Genomic DNA, 1586 nt, shown 5'->3' with positions numbered 1-1586 from the left:
CAGTCACGTACCCTGAGCAGAGCAATTCGTCACCGCCGGGGGTAAATGCGGTCCAGGAGCCGATCCGGCGCAGGCCTCCGGCGGGGGTGGCCAACGCTCGGATAGCGAAAGGACCGGAGGTGACCGACCGCCCAGTGGAGAGCGCCTCATCACGTTCGGCGTCAGACACCGAGCTACCCTCTGAGTTGCCCGGGCCGGTTGCCGACAACGTCGAGCCCGATATTTCAGCCCACGTCGAACCTGAGCGGGTCGCGCCGCCACACCCGTCTGACCAGCCGAACGGCGATTTCCCGGCCGATCCCGCCCGCGGGCCGATTCCATTCGACGCGCCCCGCGAACGGGCCGGGGAACCGTCATCGCCGCCTGACGACGTTCACTTGGTACCCGGCGCCCGTATCGCCGGTGGCCGCTATCGGCTGTTGGTCTTCCACGGCGGCGCACCTCCCCTACAGTTCTGGCAGGCGCTAGACACGGCGCTGGATCGGCAGGTGGCGCTGACTTTCGTTGACCCGGACGGGGCCCTGCCCGGCGATGTGCTGCAAGAGGCCCTGTCCCGGACCTTGCGGCTCAGCCGGATCGACAAGCCCGGTGTCGCCCGAGTGCTCGACGTCGTCCACACCAGTTCCGGCGGCTTGGTGGTCTCCGAGTGGATCCGCGGCGGTTCATTGCAAGAGGTTGCCGACACCTCACCGTCGCCCGTCGGCGCCATCCGGGCGATGCAATCGTTGGCCGCCGCCGCTGACGCGGCGCATCGCGCCGGTGTCGCCCTGTCGATCGACCACCCCAGCCGGGTGCGCGTCAGCATCGAGGGCGATGTCGTGCTGGCCTACCCGGCGCCGATGCCCGACGCCAACCCGCAGGCCGACATTCGCGGACTCGGAGCGACACTGTATGCCCTGCTGGTCAACCGGTGGCCACTGCCGGAGGCCGGGGTGCGTAGCGGCCTGGCGCCAGCCCAGCGAGATGCCGCCGGCCAACCCGTCGAACCCACCGTGATCGATCAGGGCATCCCCTTCCAGATCTCCGCGGTCGCTGTCCGCGCTGTTCAAGAAGATGGCGGGATACGCAGTGCATCAACACTTTTGAACCTGCTGCAGCAGGCGACAGCGGTGGCCGACCGCACCGAGGTACTCGGTCCGATCGACGACGAATCCCCGCCGCCAGCCGCTTCCCGCCCCACCACCGCACGGGACCCTGTGCTCTTCGCCCAGCGACGCCGCAACCTGCTGATCGGTATCGGCGCGGGAGTCGCCATCCTGGTGGTGGCCCTGCTGGTGATGGCGTCCGTAGTCAGCAAGGTCTTCGGCCATCTTGGCGGTGGCCTCAACAACGACAAACTCGGCCTGAACACACCAACGTCGTCGCCCGCCAGTTCAGCGCCGGCGGGCAGCATCGTCAAGCCCACGAAGGCGACGGTCTTCTCCCCCGACGGCGAAGCCGACAATCCGGGTGACGCCGGGCTGGCGATCGACGGCAACCCGGTCACCTCGTGGCAAACCGACATCTACAGCGATGCTGTCCCGTTCCCCGGCTTCAAAAACGGAGTCGGATTGATGTTGCAGTTGCCCAAGCCCACGGTGATCGGC

The 1586-nt window shown here is 67.9% G+C and carries 1 protein-coding gene; it reads left to right on the top strand.

All coding sequences use genetic code 11. The features are described from left to right. Nucleotides 1–1586 (top strand): protein kinase family protein (locus tag AC2VNT_RS06485; protein ID WP_486946070.1); only part of this gene is annotated, 1586 nt, incomplete at both ends.

The sequence above is a fragment of the Mycobacterium sp. TH-M15 genome (assembly GCF_057473705.1).
Note: the sequence above shows the minus strand (reverse complement) of the source record. Positions and strands in the feature narration are given on the sequence as shown.